Source organism: Streptomyces sp. ITFR-6, from assembly GCF_031844725.1.
In the GTDB taxonomy this organism is placed as follows: Bacteria; Actinomycetota; Actinomycetes; order Streptomycetales; family Streptomycetaceae; genus Streptomyces.
Window position 1 is genome coordinate 657,702 of the sequence record NZ_CP134612.1, and the last position, 17,899, is coordinate 675,600.

Sequence of the window (17,899 nt, forward strand, 5' to 3'; positions counted from 1 at the left end):
CCTCATGACCCGCTCTCCCTGATCCCGTCCCCGGCCTCCGCCCTGCCGTGAAGTGAGACCCGCATGCCTGTCGAACCCATCGCCGTCGTAGGCCGGGGCTGTGTGCTGCCCCGCGCGCTCGACCCGGACACGTTCTGGGAGAACATCGCCGGCGGGCGCCTGAGCCTGTCGGCCGCCCCCGCCGACCGGTGGCGGCTGCCGCGCCAATGGGCCATGGGTTCGGTGGACGACCATCTCGACCGCACCTGGACCGATGTCGGCGGATACGTCCACGGGTTCGAATCCGTCTTCGATCCGACCGGCTTCCGGATCGCCCCGGAGCGGATCGCGTCGCTGGACCCGCTCTTCCACTGGGTCCTGTACGGGGTGCGGCAGGCGCTCACGGAGGCGGGGCGCACCGGGTCGCTGCCGCGCGGCGGCCTGGTGCTGGGGAACCTGTCGTATCCGACGCCCGCAGGGGCGGCTTTCGCCGAGCACGTCTGGCTTTCCGCGCAGCAACCGTCGCTCCGCGAAGCCCTGTTGACGGATGAGCGCGGCGCGCGCCCCGACGCCCGCAACCGCTTCTCGTCCGGGCTGCCCGCCCGGCTCGCGGCTGAGGCGCTCGGCCTCGGTGCCGGGGCGTGGTCGCTCGACGCCGCCTGTGCATCCTCCTTGTACGCGATCAAGCTGGCGTGCGACCGGCTGCACGACGGCACGGCAGACCTGATGGTCGCGGGCGCGGTGAGCCGCCCCGATCCCCTCTACCTCCACGTGGGGTTCTGCGGCCTTTCCGCGACCAGCCGCACCGGGCGCAGCCGCCCGTTCCACCGGGACGCGGACGGGCTGGTGCACGGCGAGGGCGCCGGGTTCGTCGCCCTGATGCGGCTGTCCGAGGCCCGCGCCGCCGGCCTGCCGGTGTTCGGTGTGATCCGAGGGGTGGGGCTGTCCAACGACGGTCGTGGCTCCGGGCTGATCAGCCCCTCGCAGGAGGGCCAGGTACGGGCCATGCGGCTGGCGTACGAGGTGGCGGGGGTACCGGCGGAGTCGGTGTCGCTCGTCGAGTGCCATGCGACGGGGACACCGGTCGGTGACGCGGTGGAGGCGCGCGGCATGGCGCGGGTCTTCGGGGCGGCGGACGACATGCCCATCGGGTCTGCCAAGTCGAACGTCGGGCATCTGCTGGCCGCTGCGGGCGTGGCGGGGCTGCTGAAGGTGCTCGGCGCGATGCGGGCGGGGGTCCGCCCGGCGACGCTCGGCGCACAGCGGCCACTGGACGCGCTGGCGGGCACCCCCTTGCGGGTGCTGTCCGCCGCGGAGGAGTGGTCGGGGCCCCGGCGGGCGGCGGTGAGCGCGTTCGGGTTCGGCGGCACCAACGCCCACCTGATCGTCGACCCGCCGGACGCCGTTCCCGCGTCCACCGTGCGGCGCGCGAAACCGGCCACCCCGGCCCCGGCACAGGTGGCGATCGTGGCCATCGGTGCCAGGGTCGGCGAGGGTACGTCCGCCGAGAACCTGCGCCGGGCGGTGCTGGGTGGTGAACGGCGCGGTCCCGTCACGGAGATCGCCGTGGCGCTGACGGACCTGTGCTTCCCGCCGCTGGCCCTGGAACGGGCCGTACCCCATCAGCTCCTGGTGCTGGAGGCGGCCCGGGAGGCCGTACGGAAGGTGAACCTGCCCCGCGAGCGGACCATGGTGGTCATCGGGACCGGGGTGGACCCGCAGGTGGCCCGCGCGGGGGCCCGTTGGCGGGTGCCGTTCTGGCTGGAGCGGGCGGGGGCGCCCGTCACGGGCTCTTCCGCGGATGCCGCCCGGGAGGCGTTCACTCCCCCGATGACGGCGGAAGGGGTGGTGGGTAGTATGCCGAACCTCGCGGCGAACCGCATCAGCACCCAACTCGACCTGGCCGGGCCCAGTTTCACGGTGTCCGCGGAGGAGGCGTCCGGTCCGGTCGCGCTGGAACTCGCGGTCCGGGCCATCCGTTCCGGGGAGGCCGACGCCGCTCTCGTCGGTGCCACCGACCTGTCCTGCGAGGTGGTCCACCGGGCCGCCCTGCGGGAGCTCGGCCGCGAGGACGAGCCCGGGGACGCGGCCGTCGTCCTGGTCCTCAAGCCCCTGGAGGCGGCGCGCAGGGACGGCGACACCGTCGTGGCCCTGCTGGACGATGGGGCCGTCGGGGAACCCGACATGGTCATCGGGGACGGACCGGACGCGGTGTTCGATCCGTCGTCGGTGTTCGGGCGCGCCCATGCCGCGTCCGGGCTGGTCTCCGTCGCGGTCGCGGCGCTCTCGCTCCAGCACCGCGCGGTGCCCCGCCCCGGCGGGCCTGCGGACGCCGCGGCCGTCGCCCGCACGGCGCTGGCCGTGGCCGTACCCCTGGAGGGGCCGGCCGTGAGCGTGCGGCTGCGCGCGGGGGACGCCCTGCCGTGGCTGCGGGGCACGGCGCCGCGTCTGCACGTCTTCTCCGGGGCGGACCGTCAGGAGGTGCTGGCCGCGCTGGACTCCGGTACGCGGTCCGCCGCGGGTCCGGCCCGCCTGGCGCTCGTGGCCGACGGGGACACCGTGCCGGCCGGCCGAATGGAAGCCGCCCGCCGTTGGCTGACGGAGGGCGGGGTCCGCCCCGCCGACCTGCTGTACCGGGACGGGCCGGTCACCGGGCAGACCGCCTTCGTGTACACGAACGGCTCGGCCGCGTACCCCGGGATGGGCCATGAGCTGATGCTCGCCCTGCCCGCGCTGGGCGAGGCCGTACGGGAGAGGCACCGGGAGATGACGGCCCGGCTGCGGTCACGGCCGGAGCCGGGAGTCCTCGGCCAGATCTGGGCCGCGGCCGAACTGGCGGTCTTCCACACCGTTCTCAGCCGCGACCTGCTCGGGCTGCGCCCGGACGCCGCGCTGGGATACTCCTCGGGCGAGTCGACGGCGCTGGTCGCTCTGGGGGCCTGGCCGGACGCCTCCGGGCTGTTCGAGGCCGTACGGGACAGCGGTCTGTTCACGACCGAACTCACGGGTGAGCTGCGGGCGGTCCGGCGCTACTGGCGGCAGCGGGGCATCCAGGGCTCCCGGTGGTCGAGTTACCTCCTCGGCGCACCGCTGGAAGCGGTCCGCGCGGAGCTGGCCGCGGACGCCTCGGTTCACCTGATGGCGGTGAACGCGCCCGGAGTCTGTGTCATCGGCGGCGAGTCCCGGGCATGCGCGGCCGCCGTGGCCAGGATCGGCGCCGACCGGGCCATCGAGCTGGACTACGACCTGGCGGCCCACGCACCGGAGCTGGCCGAGGTCTCCGAGGTGTGGCGCGAGGTACACCGCCGTCCCACGGTCGACGTGCCCGGGGTGCGGTTCTACAGCGGGGCCACCGGGCGGGCGTACCGGCCGACCGCCGAGCGGGCCGCGGAGGCGATCACCGCGCAGGGGGTCGGCATGATCGACTTCGCGGCCACCGTCGAGCAGGCGTGGGCGGACGGCGTACGGGTGTTCGTGGAACACGGCCCCCGGGGACTGTGCACCGGCTGGATCAAACGGGTGCTCGGCGACCGGGAGCATGTGGCCGTCGCGCTGGACGCCTCCGGGGACACCGGGCTGCGGCAACTGTGCCTCGCGGTCGGTGAACTCGTCGTCGCCGGAGTGCCGGTGCGGGCCGACGAGGTGTTCGCCCGGCTCGCCGGGGCCTCGGCGCAGCTCCCGCCGCCCGGCCCCGCCGTCACCGTTCCCGTACCACCGACGCCGTGCCTGCCACCCCTGGAGCGTGTTGTGACCGTTCTGCCGCGGGCCCCCGAGCTGGCCCCCGTGCCGGACCGGCGTCCTGTCCTGCCCACCGGTTCCCCCACCGAGGCCGACAGGACAGCCTCGCCTACCGCGATCGCCGCGCCCGCCGTCGTCGTACCCGCACCCCCCGCCCCGGCGCGCGCCGGGGTGTCCCCGCAGCCGGGGACGGCAGGAGGGGCCGGCGCCGTGGCCGCCCGGCACGGTCTCCGGGTCGCCGCGCTGCACCAGGAGGTCATGGCCGCGCACACCGAGGCCCACCAGCGGTTCCTGCGGGTGTCCGCGCTCGCCGTCAGGGCGCTGACCGCCGCCGGCACGAGGGGAGCCGGGCCCGGCTCCCCTCCGGTACGGCCACCCGTGCCACCGCCTGCGCGCGTCCCGGTGCCGGCGCCCGCGCCCTCTCCCTCGCCCTCGCCCTCGCGAGTCCACAGGCCGGGGCCGCAGTTCGACCGTGCCCAGCTGGAGCACCTCGCCTCCGGCGAGATCTCCGTCCTGTTCGGTCCGCGCTTCGCCGAACAGGACGGCTACGCGGTACAGACCCGGATGCCGGGGCCGCCCATGCTGTTCGCCGACCGGGTCACCGGCCTCGACGCGGTACCCGCGGCGCTGACGCTGCCGGGTCCGGTGCGCACGGACGGGCGGATCTGGACGGAGACCGATGTCCTGCCCGGGAGCTGGTACCTGGACCCCACCGGCCGGATGCCGGCCGGCCTGCTCATCGAGGCGGGCCAGGCCGATCTGCTCCTGCTCAGCTGGCTCGGGGTCGACCTCCTGAACCGGGGCGAGCGCGCGTACCGGCTGCTCGGCTGCGAGGTGACGTTCCACGGCACCCCGCCGAAGGCGGGCGACACCCTGTGCTTCGAGATCCATGTCGACGGCCACGCGGAGGCCGAAGGCGTCCGGCTGGCCTTCTTCCACTACGACTGCTACGTGGACGGCGAACTGCGGCTCAGTGTCCGCGAGGGCCAGGCCGGGTTCTTCACCCCGGCGGAGCTCGCCGGCAGCGGCGGTGTCCGCTGGGATCCCGCGGAGCACGCACCCGGTGACGACCTGCCGCTCGACCCGCCGGCCGTGCGCTGCGAACGGACCCGTTTCGACGCGGACCGGATGCGGGCCCTGGCTGAGGGGAGGCCCGCCGACTGCTTCGGGCCCGGCTGGGAGGCGACGGCGGCCCACGTGCGTACGCCCATGCTCGACGAGGGCCGGATGCGGCTGCTGGACGAGATCGTCGCGTTCGACCCGGCCGGAGGGCCGTGGGGGCGGGGGTATCTGCGCGCGGAGACCGCGCTGTCGCCGGACGACTGGTTCTTCACCGGACATTTCAAGAACGACCCCTGTATGCCGGGCACTCTGATGCTCCAGGGCGGACTCCAGGCGATGGCGTTCTACCTGACGGCCATGGGCTTCACCGTCGACCGGGACGGCTGGCGCTTCGAACCGGTCACCGAACACCCCTCCAGCGCGATGTGCCGGGGCCAGGCGACCCCGGAGGGCCGGCGGGTGGTCTACGAGGTCTTCGTGTCCGGTGTCTCCGGCGGACCGGTCCCGACGCTGTACGCCGATGTCCTCGGCTCGGTGGACGGGGCGAAGGCGTTCCTGGGCCGTGGCATGGCGCTCCGGCTGGTCCCCGACTGGCCGCTGTCGCACTGGCGGCACTCGGGCCCGCCCGCCGTGCAGACCGGCGGCACCCCGGTGCCGCTGCCGAGGCTCGCCGGGCTGGCCGGGCACCGGGAGGAGAAGCCGGTGGCCGTGGCCGCCGACGGGTTCCCCTTCGACTACGCCTCACTGCTGGCCTGCGCGTGGGGCAGGCCGAGCGAGGCGTTCGGCGCCATGTACGAGCCGTTCGACGGCGCCCGCAAGGTGGCCAGGCTGCCCGGCCCGCCGTACCACTTCATGAGCCGCGTCGTCTCGGTTGACGGGCCGCAGGGCGGTATGCGGGAGGGCAGCGTCGTCGTCGCCGAGTACGACGTGCCCGCCCTGGCCTGGTACTTCGAGCAGAACGGTGGCCGCGCCATGCCGTTCGCCGTCCTGCTGGAGATCGCGCTCCAGCCCTGCGGCTGGCTCGCCTCCTACGTGGGCAGCGCGCTGACCGGCGAGGCGGACCTGCTGTTCCGCAACCTCGACGGCACGGGAACGGTCACCGGCGAGGTCACCCCGGCGACGCGCACGGTCCGTACCAGAGCCGAGCTGACGCGTGTCTCGTCCGGCGGAGACATGATCATCGAGTCGTTCCGGGTGGAGTGCACGGCCGACGGTGTACCGGTGTACGAACTCTCCACGGCCTTCGGCTACTTCCCGCGATCGGCCTTCGACGAGCAGCAGGGCCTCCCGGTCTCGGCGGATGAGCGGGCCCGGCTCGACGAGCCCTGCGGCCGTACCGTCGATCTGACCGCCCGTCCCGCCCGGTACTGCGCCGGGGAGCCGAGGCTGCCGGGACCGATGCTGCTGATGCTGGACCGGATCACGGGCTACTGGCCGGACGGGGGAAGCGCGGGGCTCGGCCGGTTGCGGTCGGAGAAGGATGTACGCCCGGACGCCTGGTTCTTCCGGGCCCACTTCTTCCAGGACCCGGTTCAGCCGGGCTCGTTGGGCATCGAGGCCATGTGCCAGCTCCTCCGGTTCCATCTGCTGGAGAGCGGCGCGGCCGACCGCGTTCCCGGCGCCGTGTTCGAACCGGTGCTGCCCGGCCGCGAGTCCGTCTGGACGTATCGCGGGCAGATCACCCCGGCGAACCGGCTGATCAGGGTGGACATGGACATCGTGGCGAGCGGCACGGACACCCGGGGGCCCTACGCCGTGGCGGACGCGTCGTTGTGGGGCGACGACACGTGCATCTACCGGGTAAAGGGCCTGGGCCTGCGGGTGGTGCCGGGCGTGGAGCGCACGCCGTAACGGGTTCTGCGGGCGCGGAAGTTCCGTACCGCGGGCGGCGCGATCCGGCGTGGACGGCGGAATGCGGCGCGTGGCCGGGTCGGGGCGGTGAACCGTTCTGACTCCGCACGCCCTGCCGGTGGCCACGGCCCGCCGCCATGATGAGCGGACGGCAAGTGATCCAAGTGATCCAGATCCGACCGCCCCCGGGCAGGCGGGTCTGCGGTGGAAGGAATTCACATTGTTGCTTCTCATCTCCCCGGACGGCGTCGAGGAAGCCCTCGACTGCGCGAAGGCGGCGGAGCACCTCGACATCGTCGACGTCAAGAAGCCCGATGAGGGGTCGCTCGGCGCGAACTACCCTTGGGTCATCAGGGAGATCCGGGACGCGGTCCCGGCAGACAAGCCGGTGTCCGCCACCGTGGGGGACGTACCGTTCAAGCCCGGCACGGTGGCCCAGGCGGCGCTGGGCGCGGCTGTCTCCGGGGCCACGTACATCAAGGTCGGCCTCTACGGTTGCACGACGCCCGAGCAGGCCGTCGAGGTCATGCGAGGGGTGGTCCGGGCGGTGAAGGACTACCGGCCGGACGCGTTCGTCGTCGCCTCCGGGTATGCCGACGCGCACCGGATCGGCTGCGTCAATCCACTCGCGCTGCCCGACATCGCCCGGCGCTCCGGCTCCGACGCGGCCATGCTGGACACCGCGATCAAGGACGGGACGCGGCTGTTCGACCATGTGCCGCCCGATATCTGCGCGGAGTTCGTCCGGCGGGCCCACGAGTCCGGTCTGCTCGCCGCCCTCGCGGGCAGTGTCAAGGCGGCCGACCTCGGGGCACTGACTCGTATCGGCACCGACATCGTGGGGGTGCGCGGGGCGGTCTGCGAGGGGGGAGACCGCAACACCGGGCGGATTCGGCCGGTGCTGGTGGCCGCCTTCCGGGCGGAGATGGACCGGCACGCCCGGGAGCACGCCGCCACCGCTGCCGCCGGCGCAGCCACCGCGAGCTGACCGCCGGCATGCCGAACTGCCGGCCCCGCCGCGGGCCCGGTGCCCGCGGCGGGCGTTTCGCCGTCGTCGATCCGGCGACGGGCGAGGCCTTCGACGACTCCCCCGACCAGCAGGCGGACGAGCTGGACGCCGTCGTCGGCCGGGCCCAGGACGCCTGGCGTGACTGGCGGGCCGATGACGGCGCCCGCGCCGCCGCCCTGCTCGCGGCCGCCGACGCCGTGGAGGCGGCCGGCCCCGGTCTCGCCCCGCTGCTCACCCGCGAACAGGGCAAACCCCTCACCGAGTCGTACGCCGAGGTCGCCCGCACGGCGGCCCGCCTGCGCTACTTCGCGGGGTCCGCTCCCGGGCCGCTGCCGATCACGGACGGCCGTCCGGTGCGCAGCGAGATCCGCTGGCGGCCGCTCGGCCCGGTCGCCGCGATCGTCCCGTGGAACTTTCCGCTCCAGCTCGCCTCTGCGAAGTTCGCCCCCGCGCTCGCCGCGGGCAACACGGTGGTGCTCAAACCGTCCCCGTTCACCCCTCTCGCCACCCGGCTGATGGTGTCCGTGATCTCCGCCGCCCTGCCCGAGGACGTGCTGACGGTCGTCACGGGCCGTGAACCGCTGGGCGCTCGTCTCGCGTGCCATCCGGGGATCCGCCATGTGACCTTCACCGGTTCGGTTCCCACCGGGCGGGCGGTCGCCGAGGGCGCGGCGGCCTCGCTCGCCCGGGTCACGCTGGAGCTGGGCGGGAACGATGCCGCGATCCTGCTGGATGACGTGGACGTGGAACGGATCGCCGAACGGCTGTTCTGGTCGGCGTTCCGCAACTGCGGGCAGGTCTGCATGGCGGTCAAGCGCGTCTACGTCCCGGCCCGGCTCCACTCCGGCGTGGTGGAGGCCCTCGCGCAGTACGCGAAGTCCGTGGTGGTCGGAGCCGGGCTCGACCCGGGCACGCGGCTGGGGCCGGTCAACAACGCCCAGCAGCTGGCCCGGGTGGCGGACCGCACGGCCGAGGCCCTGGCGGACGGTGCCCGCGCCGCTGCCGGTGGCCAGCGGCTGGACCGGCCGGGCTACTTCTTCGCGCCGACGGTCCTCACCGATGTGCCGTCCGACAGTGCGGTGGTGACGGAGGAGCAGTTCGGTCCGGTGCTCCCGGTGCTGCCTTACGGAAACCTCGACGAAGCGGTCGAGGCGGCCAACGACACCCGCTTCGGGCTGGGCGGCTCTGTGTGGGGAACCGACCTCGACCGGGCGGAGGCGGTCGCCGGCCGGCTGGAATGCGGAACGGCGTGGATCAACCACCATGCCGAACTGTCCCTCGCCCAGCCCTTCGCGGGCATCAAGGAGAGCGGGGTCGGCGTCGCGGGCGGCCCGTGGGGGCTGTACGGGAACCTCAGGCCGTTCGTCGTGCACCGGCCGCAGGAGGAGGGGTGAGGATGAGGTTCGACGCGGCGGTACTGCGCTCGTACGGGGACCCGTTCACCGTCGAGGAGGTGGTCCTGGAGGAGGGGCCGGCGCGGGGCGAGATCCTGGTCAGGATCGCGGGCTGCGGGATGTGCCGGACCGATCTCGCGGTACGGCACTCGGCGGGCCGCTCACCGCTTCCGGCGGTGCTCGGCCACGAGGGGGCCGGGGTGGTGGTGGAGACGGGCGGCCCGGACACCGGCCTGAGCACCGGGGACCACGTCGTCCTTGGCTTCGACTCCTGCGGACACTGCCGGACCTGTCTGAGCGCCGCCCCCGCCTACTGTGACTCGTTCGCCTCGCTCAACCTCTTCGGAGGGCGGGCGGAGCACGCGGCGCGGTTCAGGGACGCGGCCGGTGGCGGGCTGGCTCCCCGGTGGTTCGGACAGTCGTCGTTCGCCGGGTACGCGATGGTCCCGGCCCGCAATGCCGTGCGGGTCGATGCCTCGCTGCCGGTCGAACTGCTCGGCCCCCTCGGCTGCGGCTTCCTGACCGGCGCCGGAGCCGTCCTCAATTCCTTCGGCGTCGGTCCCGGTGACACCCTCGCGGTCTTCGGTGCGGGGGCGGTGGGTCTGGCCGCGGTGATGGCGGCCACCGCCGCCGGGGCGGTGACCGTGGCCGTCGACCGGTTCCCGGAACGGCTGGCCCTGGCCGAGCGGTTCGGCGCGATCGCGCTGCGTGCCGGATCGTCCGGGCTGGCCGCCCGGATCCGGGCCCGGACCGACGGCGGCGCCCAGTACGCGCTGGACACCACGGGCTCCGCCCCGTTGATCAACGACGCGCTCCGGGCCCTGCGCCCGGCCGGTCATCTCGGGCTGGTGGCACGGCTCCGCGGCGCCCTGCCGCTCGAACCGGGCTCGCTCGACCGGGGCCGGCGGATCTCCCACATCTGCGAGGGGGACGCGGTGCCGCGGCTGTTCGTCCCGAGGCTGACCGCGCTGTGGCAGGCGGGCCGGTTCCCCTTCGATCAGCTGATCCGTATGTACCCGCTCACCGACATCAACGAGGCCGAACGCGACTGCGAGGCGGGCCGCGTGGTCAAACCGGTGCTGGTTCCGTAGACGCAGCACCGGTCTCGCGGGCGCAGGGCCGCTTTCGCGGGCGCGGGGCCGAGGGGGTATACCGGTCCACCGGCCGGCAACAGGGTTATGACCGTGGTTTGTTCGCGAAGACCCAGCGGTTGCCCGCCAGGGCGTCGTTCTCCTCGGGCAGCGGGCCGCGTCCGTGGTGGCGGGTGTAGTCGAAGGGCGTGTGGACCGATGCGGACCAGCCCTTGGCGGTCAGATTGCCGGCGGAGTCGGGTCTCGTCTCCCTGTTGAAGAGGGTGAGGAGGTCGATGCCGATCTGCTGGGTCGTCGAGGTGTAGAGGGGACTGTCGCGGTATTCCAGCAGGTCCTTGTCGAGTTTGACCTCGAACGCGAGGGCGCTTCCTGCGGCGCTCAGCCGGTCGACCGTGTCGATGAGGTGGGTCTCGGTGGCGCTGGGCAGGTAGAACAGCAGCCCCTCGGCCAACCAGACACTCGGTGCGGCCGGGTCGAAGCCGGCGGCGGTCAGTGCTCCGGACCAGTCGGCGCGCAGGTCGATCGGGACCGGTATGCGCGTCGCCTTGGGAGCGGCCGACAGCCCGTCGAGCACCTCGTGCTTGAAGGCCAGCACGCCCGCCCGGTCGACCTCGAAGATCACACAGTCCGCAGGCCAGTCGAGCCGGAACGCCCGGGAGTCCAACCCTGCTCCGAGCAGCACCACTTGGCGGGCGTCCGCGTGCACCGACCGGAGGAGGAAGTCGTCTAGGACTCTCGTCCGCAGACCGAAGTAGCGCGCGAATCGCCCCCACAGGGGGTTCGCGTCCCCGTCGGGAACCTGCTGGATGCGCACCGGCCAGCCCGCGCATGCCGGTGCGGCGAGCACGAAGTGCTCCGCGAAGACGTCCCGTGCCAGGGGGTCGTGGCGGTGGGTCTCGATCGCGCGTGCCGCGGCGACCAGAAGAGCGGTCAGACCGACACCTCCCGCCACCCCTTCCGCTTCTCCCGCCCCTTCGGATATTGCCGCCCCATTCACGCCTTCCATCCCTTCTCTCCCACTGATCCGATACTCCGCGCCGGCCAAGAACACCCTGAGACACAGGGGGCCACAGGCAGCGGCACGTTGGAGTGACACGTTGGAGTGACACGTTGGAGTGACACGTTGGAGTGACACATTGAAATAACGGGTCCGATTCCATTCGGAACGGGACCGCGATTTCAGACTGACGCACTCCCGACAAGGCAGTCACCGGGAATACCTGCTTTTTCCGGACTGTAGTAGTCCTTGATGCCGACCACCCAGGACGTGACCTCGATCCGATCGGAATCCGAAGGCCCGAAGGCATCGAAAAGGGCGTCGATGTTCGGGGGCTCGAAACCGATCGCGGTCATCAGCGCCATGAAGAGTGGCCGCTCGATGAGACCGTCGCCGTCAGGGTCGCCCAGCGCGGCGAGCGACTCGGCGAAGTCGCTGACCGCCAGGTCGAAACGCTCAGGTGACAGTACGCAGGCCGCGTACTCGTCGAAGGTGATCAGGCCGTCCCCGTCAGCGTCCAGCTCAGCGCTGAGGGTCGACCAGTACCGCCGGAACGCGGCCACCATGGCGCTCTTCGCCGTGTCGTCGGAATCGGGTGCCGCCTCGATGACACGACTCGCCATGAGCTCGAAGTCGTCCGCTTCGAGAACGCCATTGACGTTGGCGTCGAACAGCGAGAAAACAAGCCTGACCCGATTGGTTGCCTCTACACGCACAGCCCAGCCACCTTTCTTCTGACCGAACCGCTCCGGCGGCCGGAAGGAATCAACGAATGATCTGTCACCGCACTTACCGGCCTCGCCCGGATGCCCGGACTTCGGCCGCCCCTTTACTATCCAACCGGCGATCGCCCCTGCTTGAAAAATCCCCATTGATTCACCTGAACGGGTGCATTTCATCCGGATGATGTGTACCGCGGAAAATCAGGCTTTCGGAACGCGAAGAAGGCGTGAGCATCCCGCTCCGGCCCTCCGGTCAGACGCCGGCCCGACACCCCCTCAGCCGGGGTCCCCGCCGGACTCTCCGCCGGGCGGAGTTGCGGCCGGGACGCCGACGAGCCGTGGAGAGACCGTACGAATGTGCCGCACAGGGGTAGGCCGACGCCCGCTCTTGTTATACCTTCCGTCCAACAGCTTGCTAGACGCCACGTCTAATAAGCGAGGACGGTGTCCGGCGGCCGGCTGTCTCATCGAGTGGGCAGGGATGAGGCTCCGGTCGGGTGCCGTCGGGTCGATCTCCCTCGATTCAAGGAGCCGCTCCATGGCAAGCAGCACTGTTCAGCCGGAGGACCACCACCAGGACCGGTCCGCCGGGCAGGACGTCGCCCGGCGTCTGCTCGACTCGGCCGCGAAGCTGTCGTACGACCCGGCCGCCGAGGTGGACTGGGACACCCCCCTGGACCCGGACCACCACGGAGCGAGCCCCGAGTGGAGCACGCTCTACGGGACCGCTTACTGGCAGGAGTTGACCGACGCCCAGCGCAAGGCCCTGACCCGCCAGGAGGCCGCGTCCGTCGCCAGCACGGGCATCTGGTTCGAGATGATCCTGCAGCAGATGGTGCTGCGCGACATGTACGCGAAGGACCCGACCGACCTGCGGTTCCAGTGGGCACTCACCGAAGTGGCCGACGAGTGCCGGCACTCCATCATGTTCGCCCGGGGCGCGGCGAAGCTCGGCGCACCGGCCTACCGGCCGCACCGCGCGGTGGTCGAACTGGGCAGGGCTTTCAAGACACTTGCCTTCGGAGAGGCCGCCTACGCCGCGATCCTCGTCGCCGAGGAGGTGCTCGACGTGATGCAGCGCGACTGGATGCGGGACGAACGGGTCGCGCCGTTCGTCCGCACCATCAACAACATCCACGTGGTCGAGGAGTCACGGCACATGAAGTTCGCCCGCGACGAGACCCGCAGGCGGCTGCGGAACGCGGGTCCGGTGCGCCGCCACATCAACTCCCTCGTGGTCGCGATCGCCTCGTACTACATCGTCACCAGCATGGTGAACCGGGACGTCTACGCGAACGCCGGGCTGGACAGCGAGCGCGCCCGCAGCGAGGCGGGGGCCAACGAGCATCACAAGTCGCTGATGAGGTCGAGCTGTTCGGGCCTGATGGAGTTCCTGGCCTCGGCGCGGCTCCTCACCAAACCGGCCCTCTTCTTCTACAAGCGCGCCTCCCTGATCTGACCGGCGCGCGCCGACCGAACCGACCGAGCGACCGAGCCGACGAGATGCCGAGATGACCTACGCCATCACCCAGACCTGCTGCAGCGACGCCACCTGTGTCGCCGTGTGCCCCGTCAACTGCATTCACCCGACACCGGAGGAACAGGCCTTCGGCAGCACCGAGATGCTCTACGTCGATCCGGCGACCTGCATCGACTGCGGCGCCTGTGCGGATGCCTGCCCGGTCGACGCGGTCTTCCCGGTGGACAGCCTCTTCGGGGCGCGCAAGGAGTACGCCGCTATCAACGCCGCCTACTTCGAGGACCGGGAGCCGGAGCCGGTCGCCGGGCCGAACTTCCACGTCTGGGGCGCGCCGTCGTTCCCGCGCAGCCTGCCGTCCGGCTTCGCGCCGATCCGGGTGGCGGTCGTCGGCACCGGACCGGCCGGAATGTACGCCGCGGAGGACCTGCTGCTGCACACCAACGCCGAGGTCACACTGGTGGACCGGCTGCCGGTGGCAGGCGGCCTCGTCCGCTACGGAGTCGCGCCCGACCACCCCGCGACGAAGAAGGCGGGCGAGACGTTCGCGCGCTTCCACTCGCACCCCCGGGTACGGATGGCCCTGGGCGTCGAGGTGGGCCGGGACGTCACCGTGGAGGAACTCGCCGAGCACCACGACGCGGTGATCTACGCGGTCGGCGCCTCCACCGGCCGGCGGCTCGGCATCCCGGGCGAGGATCTGCCGGGCAGCATCTCGGCCACCTCGTTCGTGTCCTGGTACAACGCCCACCCTGAGACGCCGCCGGAGAGCGTCGCCCTGACGGCGGAACGGGTGGTCGTCGCCGGGAACGGCAACGTCGCGCTCGACGTCGCGCGCATCCTCGTCACGGATCCGGCCGCCCTGGCGGACACGGACATCGCCGGTCACGCGCTGACGGCCCTGCGGGACTCAAGGGTGCGCGAGGTGGTGCTGCTGGGGCGGCGCGGCCCGGAGCACACGGCCTGCACCGCCTCCGAACTGCTCGCCCTCAAGCACCTGCCGGGCGTGGAGCTGGTCGTCGACGACAGCGACCCGAGGACGGGCGAGGCGATCGACACCGCCGCGCCGGGCGAGAAGGCGGCGCTGTTCCGGGACGTGCCACGGGAGAAGGCCGGCCGGCCGCGTACGCCGGCCGCCGCACGGCGCATCGTCTTCCGCTTCCACGCGGCCCCGGCGGAAGTGCTCGGCCGGGACCAGGTCGAAGCGGTGCGGGTGACGGCCGCGGAGGGGCGGCGGGAGATACCCGCGGGGCTGTTTCTGCGGGCGATCGGATACCGGGGTCTGCCGGTGCCGGGGCTGCCCTTCGACGAGACGACCGGGACCGTTCCGCACGAGGGCGGCCGGGTCACCGGCCTGCCGGGGACGTACGTCGTCGGCTGGATCAAGCGGGGCCCGTCCGGCGGCATCGGGGCCAATCGCACCTGCGCCGCCGAGACCGTCGGCGCTCTCCTGGCCGACGCCGTCGCGGGCGTACTGCCCTCCCCCGCTCTCCCGCCCCGGGCGTTCCACCGCCTCGCCCGGAGCCGGGGCCGCGATGTCATAGACGCCAGGGGGCTGGCGGCCATCGAACGGGCCGAGCTGGCGGGCGGCCGCGAGCAGGGCCGCCCCCGGGTCAAACTCGCCACGGTGCCCGCGCTGGTCGCGGCGGCGAAGCGCGGCCGCCGCCGCAGACCACCGAACTGACCGGACGGCACGGGACCCGGCCGGCCGACGCTGGAACCCCGGGCTCAGGTCTCCCGCCGGATCAGAACTCCTCCGGAGTCGGCGCCGGGGCCGGGACCTGTCCCCTGGCCCGCTTGCCGACGACGGCGGCAGCCGCCACCGCGCCGCCCGCGAAGGCCAGGGCCACCGTCCAGGGCCGGTTGAACACGTGGCAGGTGGCCTGGTCCACGGAGTAGCGGCCGGGGCCGATCAGCCCGATCGCGGCAGCCGTGAACCCGAGGAAGGCCGGGTACTCGTAACCGCCGCCCTGCGCGAAGAACCCGGCGGGCGCGTGGACGGCCACGGCACCGGCCATGGCACCGGCGGCCGCCGCCCCCGCCGCGGGCGTGGCCAGCCCCAGGGCCAGCAGCGCGCCGCCGCCGGCCTCCCCCAGTCCGGCCGCGACCGCGCTGTGCTTCGGCGGGTGGAAGCCCATCGCCTCCATCGCGGCGGTGGTGCCCTCGATGCCTCCGCCGCCGAACCAACCCACCAGTTTCTGGCTGCCGTGCGCGGCCAGTACCGCGCCGGTGCCGACGCGCAGGAGGAGGAGGCCGAAGTCACGACGGTTCACGCTGCCCATGGGGTTCTCCGGAAGGGTTCGGGGGCCCCGGCCGGACGGAAGAGGGGCCCCGGGTGCGGTACGGATCCACTCTCCGCGCCTCGGCGCCCCGACGGGTCACGTTGTTAGGCCGTCCGGGCACCGGCCGAGGGACGGGTGACCCATGGCACAGTGCGATGTACGCCATTATGCAACTTGTTGCACAATGGCGTGCCGGTGCTCTAGAACTGGTGCGACGACACTGCGCGAGGAGCCGCCGCATGAGCCCGTACCCGCATCTGCTGAGCCCGCTCGACCTCGGGTTCACCACTCTCCCGAACCGGGTCCTGATGGGATCGATGCACATCGGTCTGGAGGAGGTCGAGCACGGCTTCGAGCGCATGGCCGCGTTCTACGCCGCCCGTGCGCGCGGCGGCGTGGGCCTCATGGTCACCGGTGGCATCGCGCCGAACGACGCCGGCTGCACCTTTCCCGGCGGCGCGAAGATGACCACGGAGGCGGAGGCGGCAGAACACGCGCGGGTGACCTCGGCCGTGCATGCCGCGGGCGGCCGGATCGCCATGCAGATCCTGCACTTCGGGCGCTACGCCCATCACCCCGGTCTGGTGGCACCGAGCGCGGTCAAGGCGCCGATCAGCGCGTTCACCCCGCACGCGCTCAGCGACGACGAGGTCGAGTCGACCATCGAGGACTTCGTCACGGCGGCCGCGCTGGCGCGGCGCGCGGGTTACGACGGCGTCGAGATCATGGGCTCCGAGGGCTACTTGATCAATGAGTTCATCGCCGCCGCGACCAATCACCGCGACGACCGCTGGGGCGGCTCGTACGAGAACCGCATCCGCTTCCCGGTGGAGATCGTGCGCCGGGTCCGTGAGCGGGTCGGCCGCGACTTCATCCTCATCTACCGGCTCTCCATGCTGGACCTGGTGCCCGGCGGTTCTTCGCTGGAGGAGGTCGTGCTGCTCGCCAGGGAGATCGAGGCGGCCGGGGCGACGATCATGAACACCGGTATCGGCTGGCACGAGGCGCGGATCCCGACCATCGCGACGTCGGTGCCGCGCGGCGCGTTCACCTGGGTCACGGAGAAGGTGCGCGGCGCCGTCTCCGTACCGCTGGTGACGAGCAACCGGATCAACACCCCGGAGGTCGCGGAGGGGATCCTCGCGGCGGGGCGCGCGGACATGGTGTCGATGGCCAGGCCGTTCCTCGCCGACCCCGACTTCGTGGTGAAGGCGAGCGAGGGCCGCGCGGACGCGATCAACACCTGCATCGGCTGCAACCAGGCCTGTCTGGACCACATCTTCAGCGGTCAGGTCACCTCCTGTCTGGTCAATCCGCGGGCCTGTCACGAGACGGAGCTCACGCTGTCACCGACCAGGACCCGCAAGCGGGTCGCGGTCGTCGGCGCCGGCCCCGCCGGGCTCGCGTGTGCCGTGACGGCGGCCGAGCGCGGCCACGAGGTGACGCTGTTCGACGCGGCGGAGGAGATCGGCGGGCAGCTCAACGTGGCGCGCCGGGTGCCCGGCAAGGAGGAGTTCGACGAGACGCTGCGCTACTTCCGTACCCGGCTGGCGGAGGAGAAGGTCGGGGTCCGGCTCGGTGCCGCGGTCGCCGCGGAGCAGCTCGACGGCTTCGACGAGATCGTGCTGGCCACCGGGGTCACGCCGCGCACCCCCGCGATTCCGGGCGTCGACCACCCCAGCGTGGTCAGCTACCTCGACGTCCTGCGCCACGGGGCGCCGGTGGGCGACCGCGTCGCGCTCGTCGGGGCGGGCGGGATCGGGTTCGACGTGGCCGAGTTCCTGACCGACGGCGGGGACGCGGCGAGCCTGGACCCGGAGGCGTTCTTCCGGCAGTGGGGTGTGGACACGGAGTACCGGGAACGGGGCGGGCTGGGCACCGCAGAGCGCCCGAAGGCGCCGCGTACGGTCCATCTGCTCCAGCGCAAGGCGAGCAAGGTCGGCGCGGGGCTCGGGAAGACGACGGGGTGGATCCACCGCACCGAGCTCCGGCACCGAGGCGTGACCATGCTGGCGGGCGTGGGCTACGAGCGGATCGACGACGACGGGCTGCACGTCACGGTCGACGGCGAGCAGCGGCTGCTGCCGGTCGACACGGTGGTGCTGTGCGCGGGCCAGAAGCCCCGGCGGGAGCTGTACGAGGAGCTGCTCGCCGCGGGCCGGCCGGCGCATCTGATCGGCGGCGCGGACGTCGCGGCCGAGCTGGACGCCAAGCGGGCGATCCGTCAGGGCACGGAGCTCGCGGCCGCGCTCTGACCGCGCGTGTCCGGGGCCGGGTGTCCGAACGCCCGGCGCCCG

The 17,899-nt window shown here is 72.6% G+C and carries 10 protein-coding genes; 7 read left to right on the top strand and 3 right to left on the bottom strand.

The features are described 5' to 3' along the window. The first annotated feature begins 63 nt into the window (after positions 1-63). The 4 genes from RLT59_RS02845 to RLT59_RS02860 all read left to right on the top strand — a co-directional run bounded on the left by RLT59_RS02845 (position 64) and on the right by RLT59_RS02860 (position 10,124). Complete coding sequence (locus tag RLT59_RS02845; RefSeq protein ID WP_311301879.1) at positions 64-6,630, top strand: beta-ketoacyl synthase N-terminal-like domain-containing protein; 6,567 nt, start codon at positions 64-66, stop codon at positions 6,628-6,630. Between the two features lie 220 nt (positions 6,631-6,850). After that, complete coding sequence (locus RLT59_RS02850; RefSeq protein ID WP_311301880.1) at positions 6,851-7,618, top strand: (5-formylfuran-3-yl)methyl phosphate synthase; 768 nt, start codon at positions 6,851-6,853, stop codon at positions 7,616-7,618. Between the two features lie 8 nt (positions 7,619-7,626). Beyond that, positions 7,627-9,033 (top strand): aldehyde dehydrogenase family protein, encoded by a 1,407-nt coding sequence (locus RLT59_RS02855; protein WP_311301881.1) that lies wholly within the window; start codon positions 7,627-7,629, stop codon positions 9,031-9,033. Between the two features lie 2 nt (positions 9,034-9,035). Then, a complete protein-coding gene (locus RLT59_RS02860) occupies positions 9,036-10,124 on the top strand; it encodes an NAD(P)-dependent alcohol dehydrogenase (RefSeq protein ID WP_311301882.1) in 1,089 nt (362 codons plus the stop codon). 85 nt (positions 10,125-10,209) lie between these two features. Here the strand turns inward: RLT59_RS02860 and RLT59_RS02865 are convergent, their stop codons facing one another. Further along, positions 10,210-11,130, bottom strand: a complete 921-nt coding sequence (locus RLT59_RS02865; RefSeq protein ID WP_311301883.1) for a class I SAM-dependent methyltransferase — start codon at positions 11,128-11,130, stop codon at positions 10,210-10,212. A gap of 173 nt (positions 11,131-11,303) precedes the next feature. After that, positions 11,304-11,837, bottom strand: coding sequence for an EF-hand domain-containing protein (locus RLT59_RS02870; RefSeq protein WP_311307596.1), 534 nt, complete (start codon positions 11,835-11,837; stop codon positions 11,304-11,306). Between the two features lie 544 nt (positions 11,838-12,381). Here RLT59_RS02870 and RLT59_RS02875 point away from each other — a divergent pair. Both RLT59_RS02875 and RLT59_RS02880 read left to right on the top strand, forming a co-directional pair. Beyond that, complete coding sequence (locus tag RLT59_RS02875) at positions 12,382-13,302, top strand: AurF N-oxygenase family protein (RefSeq protein WP_311301884.1); 921 nt, start codon at positions 12,382-12,384, stop codon at positions 13,300-13,302. A 52-nt stretch (positions 13,303-13,354) separates the two neighbouring features. Next, entirely contained in the window at positions 13,355-15,004 is a 1,650-nt protein-coding gene (locus RLT59_RS02880; RefSeq protein WP_311301885.1) for an FAD-dependent oxidoreductase, read from the top strand. Between the two features lie 61 nt (positions 15,005-15,065). On the opposite strand, the gene RLT59_RS02885 is transcribed toward RLT59_RS02880, so the two are convergent. Next, entirely contained in the window at positions 15,066-15,602 is a 537-nt protein-coding gene (locus RLT59_RS02885) for a DoxX family membrane protein (protein WP_311301886.1), read from the bottom strand. A 239-nt stretch (positions 15,603-15,841) separates the two neighbouring features. On the opposite strand from RLT59_RS02885, the gene RLT59_RS02890 reads away from it, so the two are divergent. Next, positions 15,842-17,857, top strand: a complete 2,016-nt coding sequence (locus tag RLT59_RS02890) for an FAD-dependent oxidoreductase (RefSeq protein ID WP_311301887.1) — start codon at positions 15,842-15,844, stop codon at positions 17,855-17,857. The last annotated feature ends 42 nt before the right edge of the window (positions 17,858-17,899 follow it).